The organism is Herbaspirillum sp. FG34, assembly GCF_057809315.1.
In genome coordinates this window covers 140066-152733 of the sequence record NZ_JBMDJS010000009.1, presented here as the reverse complement: position 1 = coordinate 152733, position 12668 = coordinate 140066, and the positions used below count along the sequence as shown (strand labels likewise).

The following is a 12668-nucleotide window of genomic DNA, read 5'->3' as shown; positions in this document are numbered from 1 at the left end:
TTTCGCCCGGCTTAGGCTGCGCGCTTCTGTTGTTGATAACCCTTGAGGACTTCATCGCGCAGCACATCCCAGATCTGCTGGTGCAGTTCGACGAAGCGCGGGTGCATGCGAATCTCGGCCACGTCGCGCGGACGCGGCAGGTCGATGCGGAATTCGCCGATGGGGTGCGTACCGGGGCCGGCCGCGAGCACGATGACGCGGTCGGACATGGCGATGGCTTCATCGAGGTCGTGGGTGATGAAGAGCACGGCTTTCTTCTTGGCGTTCCACAGGTCCAGCACTTCGTTTTCCATCAGCTGGCGGGTCTGGATGTCCAGGGCCGAAAAGGGCTCGTCCATGAGGATGATGTCGGGGTCGAGGATGAGCGTCTGCGCCAGCGCCACACGCTTGCGCATGCCGCCCGAGAGCTGGTGCGGATAGCGGTCGCCGAAGCCTTGCAGGCCCACGCGGGACAGCCATTGCTGGCCCAGTTCCTGGGCCGCCTTTTCATCATGGCCGCGATACTGCAGGCCGGCAATCACGTTCTGCAGCGCACTGCGCCAGGGCATCAGCGCCTCGGCCTGGAACATGTAGCCGGCGCGACGGTTGATGCCCTTGAGTTCTTCACCGAAGACCTTGACGCTGCCCGGCGAGGGTTGCAACAGACCGGCCCCGACATTGAGCAGGGTGGACTTGCCGCAGCCGGTCGGGCCGACCACGGAGACGAATTCACCCGGTGCAATCGAAAGATCGGTATTGGCCACGGCGGTGTAGCGCTGGGAACGGTCGTCCTTGGAGACGAAGGTGCAGGTGATGTTGTCGAACTGGAGTGCTGGCGTCATGGCAATGCGGGCCGCTGCGGCCCCGTTGGAGGATACGTAGGGAACTGGCAGGCCCCGGCCCCAGATGTGCAAATGCCCGTTGCCGGGCATTTGCGCTGCAGTCGCACAGGCCGGGAGCGCTGCGCTTACTTGTACTTGGCGTTGGCTTTCTGCACGAAGGAATTGGTGAAGGTCTTGGACAGGTCGATCTGCTTGTCAGCCAGCGAGGGCTCGAAAGCCTTCAGGGTACGCAGCGCCGTGTCCGGGCCGCCCGGCGGGAAGTAGCCGTCCGGCGAGATGGCCTGGCGCACCTTCATGAAGGCGTCGATGTAGAGCGCGCGGTCACCCAGCAGATAGCTTTCCGGGACGGCCTTGATGATGTCGGAAGGGCCGGCCTTCTGGATCCACTTCAGCGCGCGCACCATGGCATTGGTCAGGGCTTGCGTGGTGTTGGGATACTTCTGGATGAAGGCGGCCGGTGCATACAGGGTCGCAGCAGGCATCGGGCCACCGAAGACGTCATTGGTATCCTTCAGGGTGCGGGTGTCGGCGATGGTCTTGATCTCGTTGTGCTGCTCGAGCATGGAAATCACCGGATCGAGGTTGGCGATCGCATCGATCTGCCCCGAGCGGATGGCCGAAATGGCACCGGCTGAGGCGCCCACGCCGATGAAGGAAACATCGGAGGGCTTCAGGCCCGCCTTGGCCAGCACGTAGCTGGCCATGATGCTGGTGGAGGAGCCGGGGGCGGTGACGCCGATCTTCTTGCCCTTGAGGTCAGCCACGGTCTTGTAGTTGGGCATGGTCTTGTTGTTGACCGCCAGCACGATCTGCGGAGCGCGACCCTGCAGCACGAAGGCCGTGATGGGCTGGTTCTTGGCCTGCATGTTGATGGTGTGCTCATAAGCGCCCGAGACCACGTCGGCACTGCCGCCGATCATGGCCTGCAGTGCCTTGGCACCACCGGCGAAGTCGGAGATCTCGACCTGCAGACCCTCATCCTTGAAATAGCCGAGCTGCTCGGCGATGGTCAGGGGCAGATAATAAAACAGGTTCTTGCCGCCCACGGCAATGGAGACCTTGGATTTTTCCAGTGCCTGCGCACCGGCGCTGCCGTTGAATGAAAAGTAGCCGGCCAGGAACAGGCCAGCGGCGATCAGCAATTGCTTCCAGCTCAATTTCATTATGTCTCCTCCTTGTGTGGATGGGGTACTGCTTGTTGTACTGCTTGTTGTACCGCTTGTTGCCGGCGACCCCGTGGAGGGAGTCTGCCTTTGTCATGCCGCTTCAGAGAACGCCTTCGTCCCGCAGCTTCTTGATGTGGGCCTCATCATACCCCAGCGATTGCAGGATTTCATCGCTGTGGGCACCCAGCTCCGGCCCCAGCCATCTGGTCTGGCCGGGCGTCTCGGACATCTTGGGCGTGATGCCCGGCAGCTTGACCGGCGTACCGTCGGCGAACTGGTGCTGCTCGAACATGTCGCGCGCCAGGAATTGCGCATCGTTCATCATGTCCTTGACCGAATAGATCTTGCCGACCGGCACATCGGCGGCCTGCAGCGTGGCCAGGGCGCCATCGATGGTCTGCGTGTCGCACCACTGCTGGATGGCGGCATCGATTTCCTCGGTGCGCGGCACCCGGCCATCGTTGCGCGCCAGGCCGGCATCGCTGGCCATGTCGTGGCGGCCGATGGCGACCATCAGGCGCTTGAAGATGGCGTCACCGTTGCCGGCGATGACGATGTTCATGCCATCGCCCGTCGTATAGGTGTTGGACGGCACGATGCCCGGCAGAGCGCCGCCCGTCCGTTCACGCACCACACCGGCGAAATCGAATTCGGGCACCATCGATTCCATCATGTTGAAGACGGCTTCATACAGGGCAACATCCACCATTTGCCCCTGCCCTGCCACGCACTGGGCGCCGGACTTGCCGTTCCAGCGACCACCGGTGACATCGCGATGACGCAGCGCCATCATGGCACCGATCACGCCGTGCAGCGCTGCGATGGAGTCGCCGATGGAAATGCCGATGCGCACCGGCGGACGGTCCGGATGACCGGACACGTAGCGGATGCCGCCCATCGATTCACCGATGGCACCGAAGCCCGGCAGGTCGCGCAGCGGACCGGTCTGACCGTAGCCGGACAGGCGCACCATGATGGTGGCCGGGTTCAGCTGCCTGAGGTCGTCGTAGCCGAGCTTCCATTTCTCCAGTACGCCGGGCCGATAGTTCTCGATGATGACATCGGCGTCCAGGGCGAGCTTGCGGGCGATCTCCTGGGCGCGCTCATCCTTCATGTTCAGGGTGATGCTCTTCTTGTTGCGCGCCTGGACCGACCACCACAGCGAGGTGCCGTCCTTGAGCACGCGCCACTGACGCAAGGGATCCCCATTGCCGGGGGCTTCGATCTTGATGACCTCGGCACCGAACTCGGCCAGCATGCGCGAGCAGAAGGGCCCCGCAATCAGCGTGCCCAGTTCGAGTACCTTGATGCCGGCCAGCGGACCGGGCTTGGATGTGGCTGTGCTCATCGTGCTTGCACCGGATGCCTGGCAGAAGCGGCCTGCGGGCGTTCCGATGTTCTCCTCTCTGTCGATGCTGCGGGATCCGGCTCTTGTGGGGGTATGGCCGGTGTCCTGGAATGCAGTGGATTCGGGTGATGCTGCGCGGCGGGCAAGAGCACGGCACGGTGTGCGGGTTGATCAACACCTTGCAGCTCCTGGCCTGACGTCATACGTGCGCGCCGGCAGCCAACATTCTATTGCAGCATGCGCGCAATGTCGCGCATTTTGACCGTCATTGGCGACGTCATGCCTGCAAGTTTTTCATCTGAAAACGATCTCCCGGGCATCAGGTACGCAGCGGACGAGCATGGGCCGTCGCCTGCCGCTCAGGTAGTACGGCGATCCAGCATGGCGCGGGCGATGGTGCCGGCGTCCACGTATTCCAGTTCACCGCCGACCGGTACACCCCGCGCCAGGCGACTGACCTTCAGGCCGCGGGCCTTGAGGGTTTCGCTGATGTAGTGGGCGGTGGCTTCCCCCTCGTTGGTGAAATTGGTGGCCAGTACAACTTCGCTGACCACGCCATCGGTGGCACGGGTGATTAGTTTTTCGAGATGGATGTCGCGCGGCCCGATCCCGTCCAGCGGCGAGAGTCGGCCCATGAGTACGAAGTACAAGCCCTTGAAGGTCAGCGTCTGCTCGATCATGACCTGGTCCGAGGGCGATTCCACCACGCACAGCTGAGTGTGGTCGCGCTGGCTGTCCTGGCAGGTTTCGCAGACGACCTGTTCGGTGAAGGTATTGCACAGCGCGCAATGACGGATGGTATCGAGCGCCTTGGCCAGCGACTGGCTCAGGTCGGCGGCAGCGTCGCGATCGTGCTGCAGCAGGTGGTAGGCCATGCGCTGCGCGGTCTTGGGGCCGATGCCGGGAAGCCGGCGCAGCGATTCGGTCAGGAGGGTGAGACTGGAGGGCGTTTTCAATTGCGGTCTACGGAATAGCGGAAGGCTTCCAGCGCCTCTGCCGTCATGGAGGGGACGAATTCGATGATCTCGTATTCGGCCACGCCACCGATGAAGAAGGGATCGGATTCCATGATGGCTTCGATCTCGGCACGGTCGGCACAGTCGGCAATGATGATGCCGCCGGTACGCGGCACCTTGCGGCCGGACATCAGGAATACGCCCTCGGCATATTGCTGGTTGAGGAATTTCTTGTGCGCAGTCAGCAAGGAATCGATTTCGCTTGCCGGCCTGGTGTATGTGATCGAGACGATGAACATGGTGCCTCCACTAAGCAATCCTGCATTCCATCAGAATCAGACTGTCCCGCGCGATGCTGCCTGCGCCCGGCGGCACTGGCCACCGGGCAGAGGAGCGCATCAGAACGGCATCTTGAAGCCCGGGGGCAGCGGCATGCCGGCGGTGACGCCCGACATCTTTTCCTGGGCGGTGGCTTCGGCCTTGCGCACGGCATCGTTGAAGGCGGCGGCGACCAGGTCTTCCAGCATGTCCTTGTCGTCAGCCAGCAGCGACGGGTCGATGGAGACACGCTTGACGTCGTTCTTGCAGGTCATCACGACCTTCACCAGGCCGGCGCCGGACTGGCCCTCGACTTCGATGCTGGCCAGCTGTTCCTGGGCCTTCTTCATGTTGTCCTGCATGGCCTGTGCTTGCTTCATCAGACCTGCCAGTTGACCTTTCATCATGCTCATTGCTCCTTGTTTCAATTCACGGAATTCTATCGCGTTTGGGCAGACGGTCGGCAATCCTTGCCTCGCCGTCCATGCCTCACAACGCCTGGATCGACCCCGGCACGATGGACGCGCCGAACTCGCGCATCATGCTCATCACGAAGGGATCGCTCTTCATCTTCTGTTCGGCCTTGCGCTGGCGCTCGGCACGTTCGGCCTCGGCCACGGCATTGGCGGTATCGGCCACGGCGCCGATCTCGGTCTCGACCCGGATTTCCTTGCCAAAACGCTCAGACAGGGCCGCGACCAGTTTTTCGATGCTGCCCGAGGAACGCAGGGTTTCCAGCGGGATACGCAGGTGGAAGCAGACGTTGCCGCCATTGAGCGCCTCGCAACGCACCAGTTCGCTCTGGAAGGCCATCTGGTGTGCCACGCCGCGCAGCGCGGTGAGACTGGCCGCCAGCGTCGGCCAGTGGCCATCCCAACCCAGTTCGGCGGCAATGCGTGCGGTTTCCTGCTGCTGCGCGGGAGTGGCGGCCGGACGCTGGGGCGCGGGAGGTTCTGCGGGTGCCGCTGCGGAGGTGGCAGGAGCAGGCGCGGTATCCATTCTTTCTTCGGCAAAGCCGGGCATCGGCACCGCGGGCGGCATGGCGGACGAACCGGTATCGTCTTCCCAGGGGGGGATGGCGTCGAAGGGAGGTGGCTCGGGCATGTCCGGCGGGATCGACTGCGCAGCACGGCCCGCCTGCGACGGCGCCACGGCTGGGGCGGTCGGCGCTGGCGCACTGGCAACTGCTACGGGGGCAACCGAGGGGACGGGTGCCGTCGACGGTGCAGGCGCTGCCGGCCGGGCAGCCGCCTTGCCGCCCTTGCCGCCGCGCAGGGCCATGAGCGCCGCCTCGCGTGCCGAGGTCGGTGCAGCCGGCGCAGCAGTGGCGGCAGCAGGCGTTGCCGCAGGCGCCGATACCGGCGGCGGCGTCTGGCTTGGTGCAAGTGCAGGTGCTGGTGCCGGAGTCGGCGCAGCGGCAGCCTGCGGTTGCGCACGGTTGACCGGAGCGCTCGTTACGGCGGCCTGCGGCGCCAGCAGGGGTGCGGCCTGGCGCGGCCCGGCCGCACGGCCGCCACCGGGCGCGGGCGGAAGCGGTGCGCTGGCGCTGGCACTGACCGGACGGAAGGCCAGCATACGCAGCAGGGTCATGCTGAAACCTGCATATTCGTCAGGGGCCAACCCCAGTTCATTGCGGCCATGGACGGCGATCTGGTAGAACAACTGCACATGCTCCGCACTGAACTGGCCGGACAGGCGCAGAATATCTTCACGATTGGGCAGGTCATCGGCCAACGCGGCCGGCACGGCCTGGGCCAGCGCGATCTGATGCAGCAGCGTGCCCAGATCCTGCAGGGCAGCGTTGTAGGACAGGCTGCGGGTGGCCATGTCATCGGCCACAGCCAGCAGCGCGGCGCCGTCCTGGAGCGCCAGGGCATCGAGGATGCGGATCAGGTAGGACTGGTCGAGCGCGCCCAGCATCCCCTGCACGGCTTCCAGCGTGACCTTGCCGGCGGCATAGGCGATGGCCTGGTCGGTCAGCGAGAGCGCATCGCGCATGGACCCGGATGCGCCTTGCGCCAACAGGCGCAGCGCGGGCGGATCGAATTCGATGCCTTCCTGGTTCAGGATGTTGTCGAGATGGCCAATGATGTGGCCCGGTGGCATCTGCTTGAGGTTGAACTGCAGGCAGCGCGACAGCACGGTCACGGGAATCTTCTGCGGATCGGTGGTGGCCAGGATGAACTTGATGTGCTCGGGCGGCTCTTCCAGCGTCTTCAGCATGGCGTTGAAGGCGTGGTTGGTGAGCATGTGCACTTCGTCGATCATGTAGACCTTGAAGCGCGCGTTCGAGGGAGCATAGATGGCCTGTTCCAGCAACTGCGCCATCTCGTCCACACCGCGGTTGGAGGCGGCGTCCATCTCGATGTAGTCGACGAAGCGACCGGCATCGATGGCCACGCAGGCCTCGCACACGCCGCAGGGCGCAGCGGTGATGCCGCCGCTGCCGTCGGGACCGACGCAATTGAGCGACTTGGCCAGGATGCGCGAGAGCGTGGTCTTGCCCACGCCACGGGTGCCGGTGAAGAGATAGGCGTGGTGCAGCCGCTGCTGTTCGAGCGCGTGCGTCAGCGCGCGCACGACGTGTTCCTGGCCGACCAGGGTGTCGAAGCTGCGGGGACGGTATTTGCGGGCGAGAACTTGATAAGACATGGAGTGGCTGCCGTGGGCTTTTTGGCTCAGGGGGGCATTTTAAGCTATTTCGCCGCCGCCAACGCCTTTGCCTGCACGCTGCCGCCCTGCCCCGGCATCAGGCCGGTGCGCGACGCGCCTTCTTCTGCGCATACATGGCCAGATCGGCGCTGTGCAGGAGCGCTGCCAGGTCGGCGTGTTGCTGCGGATCATATTGCACCACGCCCACGCAATAATCGAGCTGATACTGGCGCCCAGCGCTCTGGTTGAAGACTTGCAGGGCCCCCTGCAGATGCTCCAGCACCACCGGGACGTCGGACAGCGCGGTATTGGTCAGGAAGACCGCAAATTCATCCCCGCCCAGGCGACCGATGACATCGGACTCGCGCAGACTGGTCAGCAGCAGCCCGGCAAAATCGGCCAGCGCCAGGTCGCCTTCGGCGTGACCGAAGCGATCATTGATCTGCTTGAAATGATTGAGGTCGAATCCCAGCATGCAGGCTGGCCGGCCGGTGCGCTTGCCGGTGGCCATGGCATGCCGCGCCAGCGACTCGAAACCGCGCCGGTTGGATACGCCGGTCAGCTCGTCGATGGTGGCCAGTTTCACGGCGGCCAGCTCCTGCTCCACCATGGCCGCCAGATCCTTGAGCAAGGCCTGCTCATCGGCCTCGAAAGCGCGCGGCCGGGTATCGACCAGGCACAGCGTACCGAGGGTGAAACCGCTCTCGCTCTTGATGGGGCATCCCGCATAGAAACGGATGAAAGGTTCGCCGGTGACCTGCGGATTGTCGGCGAAGCGCGGATCGAGCCGGGCATCAGGCACGATGGTCAGGCCTTCATGCAGGATGGCATGGGCGCAGAAGGAAACGTCGCGCGAGGTCTCGGTGGCATCTCCCATGCCGACACAGGACTTGAACCACTGGCGATGGACATCGATCATCGTCACCACCGCCATCGGCACATCGAACAACCGCCGCGCCAGGCGGGTCAGACGGTCGAATCGTTCTTCGCGCGGGGTATCGAGGATGCGCAGCGAATGCAGGGCGTCGATACGGGCGGCTTCATTGGCGGGCAGCTCGGCGATTCTCATGGTCATCAGCACAGAATGGACGTGGGTACCACCTTTAACGACAGGCTGCGAATGACTTTAACCCCAATTTTTTGGAGAAACAAGAATTAGTTTTTCACAATTGCACCGGCACTTGACGGCCTTTGCTGTGAGCCGCTGCATCCTTGTCGAGCACGAATGACAGGCTCCCCTCTCCCCGGCCTGCCACGCGCTTACTTGCCGGCCGCCGCCTTTTCAGGAGCCTTGTCGGCGGGCTTGTCCGTCATTTTTTCTGCTGCCTTGTCGTCGGACTTGCCGGACCGGCCAGCGCCCTCCCCGGCCTTGTTCTCAGCCCGTGAGGACTTGCCTTGCCTGCCGTCCTTGGGTGCCGTTGCGGCCGCCCCCGCCTTGGCCTGCCCGTTGACCGTCAGTCCGTTGGCGGACAGCTTCACGGCCGCCTTGTCCTTGATGCCCTTGACGCGCTGTTCCAGGTCGGCCCAGTCCTTGAAGGCGCCGCCTTTCTGGCGCTCTTCCAGGATGCGTTTGGACATGGAAGGTCCGATTCCGCGTACGCCGTCCAGCGCGGCCTGGTCGGCCTTGTTGACGTCCACCTCGGCCCAGGCCAGGGCGGTGGCGACGAGGAAGCTGAGGATGAACAACAGGGTTTTCTTCAACATGATGTTTCCTTTCGACTTGCAAGCTTCGGTTGGAGGAAAAACAAAGGGCAGCCCACCCGAAGGTGGACTGCCCTTGCTCAACGAAAACCGCACCAGCCTGTTGACCGAAATTGCGCTAGAAATCGCCCTCAAATCAGGCTGCGAGCAATTCCTCGCGCGTGACGGTGGCCGTGCCCAGCTTGCCGACCACGATGCCGCCGGCGCGATTGGCCATGGTCACCGCATCGACCAGCGAAGCGCCCGCACCCAGCATCACGGCCAGGGTGCCGATGACGGTATCGCCGGCACCGGAGACGTCATACACCTCACGCGCCATGGTCGGGAAGTGCGTGACTTCACCATCGCGATAGAGGCTCATGCCTTCTTCCGAACGGGTCAGCAGCAGGGCTTCGAGATCGAGTTCGGCGCGCAGCTTCTGGGCGCGTGCAGTGAGCTCTTCCTCGTTCTTCCACTGGCCGACGATACGCACCAGTTCCGACTTGTTGGGCGTGAGCACGGAGGCCCCCGCATAGCGCGCGAAATCATCGCCCTTGGGATCGACCAGGATGCGCTTGCCCAGCTTCCGGGCGGTGGCGATCATCTCAGCCACGTTGACCAGACCGCCCTTGGCGTAATCGGAAAAAATGATCACATCGTAGTCAGCCACCAGTGAATTGAATTGCGTGAGCTTGTCGCGCAACACCGTATCGGTCGGGGCTTCCTCGAAATCGATGCGCACCAGTTGCTGCTGGCGACCGATCACGCGCAGCTTGACGATGGTGGAGATGCTGGGGTCGCGGTTGAGATGGCTGCGGATGCCCATCTCGCCCAGCATGCTGTCCATCACGCGAGCCGGTTCATCGTCGCCGGTCACGCCCAGCAGCGCCGTCTGCGCACCCAGGCTGGCGGTATTGCGGGCGACGTTGGCGGCGCCGCCCAGGCGCTCTTCCTTGCGTTCGACGCGCACCACCGGGACCGGGGCTTCGGGCGAGATGCGATTGACTTCCCCGAACCAGTAACGGTCCAGCATGACGTCGCCAACGATGAGGATGCGGGCCGCATCCCAGGCGGTCGCGATGTTCTTGTCCACGATGTGCTCTACCTTCCTATCCAGGTTGCGCGGGGGCTTATTGCACGCGCGCTTGCAGTGAACGGCCGATGCCGTAGTACTCGATGCCACTGTCGGCCATGAGCTGCGGATCGAACAGGTTGCGCCCGTCGAAGATCACCGGATGGTTCAGCGCTGCCTTGACGCGTTCGAAATCGGGGCTGCGGAAGGCCTTCCATTCCGTGACGATGGCCAGGGCATCGGCGCCTTGCAGCGCGTCCATCGGCGAAGAGGCAAAGCGGATGCGCTGCAGGCCGGCGCTCTCCTCGGCAAAGTCCAGTTCCAGTACGCGGGCGGCTTCCTTCATGGCCACCGGATCGTAGACCGCCACGCTGGCGCCACGGCGCACCAGTTCACCGATCAGCACGCGCGAGGAGGCTTCCCGCATGTCATCCGTGTTGGGCTTGAAGGCCAGGCCCCAGATGGCGAAGTGCTTGCCGGACAGGTCCTGGCCAAAGCGCGTCACTACCTTCTTGCCCAGCACGTGCTTCTGCAGGTCGTTGACCTGCTCCACGGCGCGCAGGATCAGCAGCGACTGGTCGTAATCACGCGCGGTACGTTCCAGGGCCTGCACATCCTTGGGGAAGCAGGAGCCGCCATAGCCGCAGCCGGCATACAGGAAGCTGTGGCCGATGCGCGGATCGGAGCCGATGCCGTGGCGCACCGATTCGATATCAGCACCGACACGATCAGCCAGGTTGGCCAGTTCGTTCATGAAGGAAATGCGCGTGGCCAGCATGGCGTTGGCGGCGTACTTGGTGAACTCGGCCGAACGCACGTCCATCCAGTAGGTGCGTTCATGGTTGCGGTTGAAGGGGGCGTAGAGCTTCTTCATCAGGGCCTGGGCGCGCAGGCCATCGGCGGTCTGATCATGGCCGATGACGATGCGGTCAGGGCGCATGAAGTCCTCGACAGCAGCACCTTCCTTCAGGAATTCCGGATTGGAGACGACCGAAAAATGCAGCTCGGTCTGGTCGCGTGCGGCCAGTTCTTCCCTGATCGCTGCCGTGACGCGGTCGGCCGTACCGACCGGCACGGTGGACTTGTCCACCACCACCTTGAAGCCCTGCATGTGACGGCCGATGTTACGGGCCGCCGCCAGCACATATTGCAGGTCGGCCGAACCGTCTTCATCAGGCGGGGTGCCTACGGCGATGAACTGGATGTCCCCATGGGCCACGCTGGCGGCCACGTCGGTGGAGAACTGCAGGCGGCCAGCCGCGCGGTTGCGCGCCACCACTTCTTCCAGACCGGGTTCGTGGATGGGAATGCCACCGTTGTTGAGAATGTCGACCTTGCGCTGGTCGACATCCAGGCAGAATACGTCGTTACCCAGTTCGGCCAGACAGGCGCCGGTCACCAGGCCTACGTAGCCGGTGCCGATGATGGTGATTTTCATGGTAGATCCAGAGGTTCAAGGTCGGCCCGCGAGGGCTTCAATTCATGACATTCAATTCTTCCGTGCGGCGCGGCGGATAGGTCTCCCACTGGCTGCAACCAGGGCATTGCCAATAGAACTGACGCGCCTTGAAGCCGCAGTGGCTGCACTGGTAGCGCGCCAGCTTCTGGGTGTAACCGTGCACCAGGGTCTTGACCACGGCCAGCTCGGGACGTACGGTCTGGGGCGCACTCATCATGCGCGCTTCCAGGAACTTGTCCAGGCCCAGCAGCGTCGGGGTGCGACGCAATTCGTCGCTCACCAGCACGTTGGCCGCATCGATGCCATCAGCGTCCAGCACCGCCTTGAAGACCACTTCCAGCAGGTCGATCGAGGGCGCTTCGGCCAGGTAGGCACGTAACAGGTTGATGCCCTCCTGCGGACGGCCCACGGCAATGTAGCCATCCATGAGGCGCTGTGCCACCAGGGCGGTGTGCGGCACGCTCTGGTGCTCGACGCGGCGCCAGGTTTCCAGCGCACCTTCGATATCGCCGCGCGCGCGCAACGCGTCGCCCATGAGCATGGTGGCGCGCACGCTCTTGCGGTCGGCGGCCAGGGCCTTGTCCAGCAAGGCCATGGCCGCCTCGGTATTGGTGCGCACCAGTTCGTCGGCAGCCAGTTCGCAGTAGAACTGGGCAATCTCGCGCTGGCGGCCACCGGCGCCGGTGGCCTGCAGGATCTCGGCAGCGGAGATGGCACGCTCCCATTCCTTCTCGCGCTGGTAGATTTCCAGCAGGGCGCGTCCGGCCTGGGCGCTGTAGGGAGTGTCGATGAGCTTGTTGAAGGTTTCTTCAGCACGGTCCAGCAGACCCGCCTTCAGGTAATCCTGGCCCAGCTCGTAGAGGGCATGGCCATGATGCTCGGCCGGCAGGTCGGGACGCGCCAGCAGGTTCTGGTGCACACGGATGGCGCGCTCGGTCTCGCCACGGCGGCGGAACAGATTGCCCAGGGCGAAGTGCAATTCCACCGTTTCAGGGTCCAGCTTGACGATCTCGATGAAGGCATCGATGGCCTTGTCGGGCTGCTCGTTGAGGAGGAAATTGAGTCCCTTGAAATAGCCGCGCGGCAGAGTACGCGACTCGGAGAGCAACTGGTTGATATCCACCCGCGCAGCAATCCACCCCAGGCCGAAGAAGACCGGGATGCCGAGCAACCACCAAAATTCAAATTCCATAAAT

12 protein-coding genes are annotated in these 12668 nt (G+C 63.7%); all 12 read right to left on the bottom strand.

Annotated elements, in window-relative coordinates:
- Positions 1–11: 11 nt before the first annotated feature.
- Positions 12–821: an ABC transporter ATP-binding protein gene (locus ACODSZ_RS13365; RefSeq protein WP_488927769.1), complete on the bottom strand. Its 810-nt coding sequence runs from the start codon at positions 819–821 to the stop codon at positions 12–14.
- A 125-nt stretch (positions 822–946) separates the two neighbouring features.
- A complete protein-coding gene (locus tag ACODSZ_RS13360; RefSeq protein ID WP_488927768.1) occupies positions 947–1984 on the bottom strand; it encodes an ABC transporter substrate-binding protein in 1038 nt (345 codons plus the stop codon).
- Positions 1985–2087: 103 nt separating this feature from the next.
- Positions 2088–3335, bottom strand: coding sequence for a CaiB/BaiF CoA transferase family protein (locus ACODSZ_RS13355; protein ID WP_008331537.1), 1248 nt, complete (start codon positions 3333–3335; stop codon positions 2088–2090).
- 359 nt (positions 3336–3694) lie between these two features.
- Positions 3695–4291 (bottom strand): recombination mediator RecR, encoded by a 597-nt coding sequence (recR, locus tag ACODSZ_RS13350; protein WP_008331539.1) that lies wholly within the window; start codon positions 4289–4291, stop codon positions 3695–3697.
- Positions 4288–4590, bottom strand: coding sequence for a YciI family protein (locus tag ACODSZ_RS13345; protein ID WP_008331540.1), 303 nt, complete (start codon positions 4588–4590; stop codon positions 4288–4290). The genes recR and ACODSZ_RS13345 overlap by 4 nt, the downstream gene beginning before the upstream one ends.
- 99 nt (positions 4591–4689) lie before the next feature.
- Positions 4690–5016: a YbaB/EbfC family nucleoid-associated protein gene (locus ACODSZ_RS13340; protein WP_008331542.1), complete on the bottom strand. Its 327-nt coding sequence runs from the start codon at positions 5014–5016 to the stop codon at positions 4690–4692.
- Between the two features lie 82 nt (positions 5017–5098).
- On the bottom strand, positions 5099–7261 hold the full coding sequence (locus ACODSZ_RS13335; protein ID WP_488927767.1) for a DNA polymerase III subunit gamma/tau: 2163 nt from the start codon (positions 7259–7261) through the stop codon (positions 5099–5101).
- 97 nt (positions 7262–7358) lie between these two features.
- Positions 7359–8330: a GGDEF domain-containing protein gene (locus ACODSZ_RS13330; RefSeq protein WP_034351217.1), complete on the bottom strand. Its 972-nt coding sequence runs from the start codon at positions 8328–8330 to the stop codon at positions 7359–7361.
- A gap of 191 nt (positions 8331–8521) precedes the next feature.
- Positions 8522–8965, bottom strand: coding sequence for a ComEA family DNA-binding protein (locus ACODSZ_RS13325; RefSeq protein WP_175344180.1), 444 nt, complete (start codon positions 8963–8965; stop codon positions 8522–8524).
- Between the two features lie 133 nt (positions 8966–9098).
- Positions 9099–10034, bottom strand: coding sequence for a D-glycero-beta-D-manno-heptose-7-phosphate kinase (gene rfaE1 / locus ACODSZ_RS13320; RefSeq protein WP_008331548.1), 936 nt, complete (start codon positions 10032–10034; stop codon positions 9099–9101).
- 37 nt (positions 10035–10071) lie between these two features.
- On the bottom strand, positions 10072–11451 hold the full coding sequence (locus ACODSZ_RS13315) for a UDP-glucose dehydrogenase family protein (RefSeq protein ID WP_008331549.1): 1380 nt from the start codon (positions 11449–11451) through the stop codon (positions 10072–10074).
- Between the two features lie 37 nt (positions 11452–11488).
- A complete protein-coding gene (lapB, locus tag ACODSZ_RS13310) occupies positions 11489–12664 on the bottom strand; it encodes a lipopolysaccharide assembly protein LapB (RefSeq protein ID WP_241820899.1) in 1176 nt (391 codons plus the stop codon).
- Between the last annotated feature and the right edge of the window lie 4 nt (positions 12665–12668).

Excerpts from the sequence above, each read along its gene's own strand:
- ACODSZ_RS13365 (WP_488927769.1), bottom strand. The coding sequence starts at position 821 with ATGACGCCAGCACTCCAGTTCGACAACATCACCTGCACCTTCGTCTCC.
- ACODSZ_RS13360 (WP_488927768.1), bottom strand. The coding sequence starts at position 1,984 with ATGAAATTGAGCTGGAAGCAATTGCTGATCGCCGCTGGCCTGTTCCTG.
- ACODSZ_RS13355 (WP_008331537.1), bottom strand. The coding sequence starts at position 3,335 with ATGAGCACAGCCACATCCAAGCCCGGTCCGCTGGCCGGCATCAAGGTA.
- ACODSZ_RS13345 (WP_008331540.1), bottom strand. The coding sequence starts at position 4,590 with ATGTTCATCGTCTCGATCACATACACCAGGCCGGCAAGCGAAATCGAT.
- ACODSZ_RS13340 (WP_008331542.1), bottom strand. The coding sequence starts at position 5,016 with ATGATGAAAGGTCAACTGGCAGGTCTGATGAAGCAAGCACAGGCCATG.
- ACODSZ_RS13335 (WP_488927767.1), bottom strand. The coding sequence starts at position 7,261 with ATGTCTTATCAAGTTCTCGCCCGCAAATACCGTCCCCGCAGCTTCGAC.
- ACODSZ_RS13330 (WP_034351217.1), bottom strand. The coding sequence starts at position 8,330 with ATGAGAATCGCCGAGCTGCCCGCCAATGAAGCCGCCCGTATCGACGCC.
- ACODSZ_RS13325 (WP_175344180.1), bottom strand. The coding sequence starts at position 8,965 with ATGTTGAAGAAAACCCTGTTGTTCATCCTCAGCTTCCTCGTCGCCACC.
- ACODSZ_RS13315 (WP_008331549.1), bottom strand. The coding sequence starts at position 11,451 with ATGAAAATCACCATCATCGGCACCGGCTACGTAGGCCTGGTGACCGGC.
- lapB (WP_241820899.1), bottom strand. The coding sequence starts at position 12,664 with ATGGAATTTGAATTTTGGTGGTTGCTCGGCATCCCGGTCTTCTTCGGC.